The sequence below is a fragment of the Serratia sp. ASV30 genome (genome assembly GCF_016428815.1).
In the GTDB taxonomy this organism is placed as follows: Bacteria; Pseudomonadota; Gammaproteobacteria; order Enterobacterales; family Enterobacteriaceae; genus Chania; species Chania fonticola_C.
Window position 1 is genome coordinate 1 of sequence record NZ_JAELTL010000226.1, and the last position, 382, is coordinate 382.

Genomic DNA, 382 nt, shown 5'->3' on the forward strand with positions numbered 1-382 from the left:
CGGCAGCGTCAGATGTGTATAAGAGACAGACATTGAAAAGCTGTGGTAATTCGTCAAGGCTTGTTTTACGTATGAAACTTCCTACACGTGTTATACGCGGATCATTTTTTAATTTAAAATCTTTATCCCATTCAGCTCTAGCTTCTGGATCGGTAGCCAAAAGTTGCTGTAATACCTCGGCTGAGTTGGTCACCATTGAACGGAATTTCAAACACTTAAATTTATGACCATCTCTACCTATACGTTCATGCCCATAAATGGCATTCCCACCATCTTTGGAGACCAGGTAAACTAAAACGATAAGAATCGGGGAAAGTAAAGTAATGATAACTGCCGATCCTATGAGGTCAAAAGATCGTTTAAGGAATCGAGAGGTTCTTTT

At 39.8% G+C, this 382-nt stretch carries 1 protein-coding gene; it reads right to left on the bottom strand.

Annotated elements, in window-relative coordinates; genetic code table 11:
* A partial coding sequence (locus JHD74_RS26185; RefSeq protein ID WP_233169709.1) for a sugar transferase occupies positions 1-382 on the bottom strand: 382 nt, incomplete at both ends.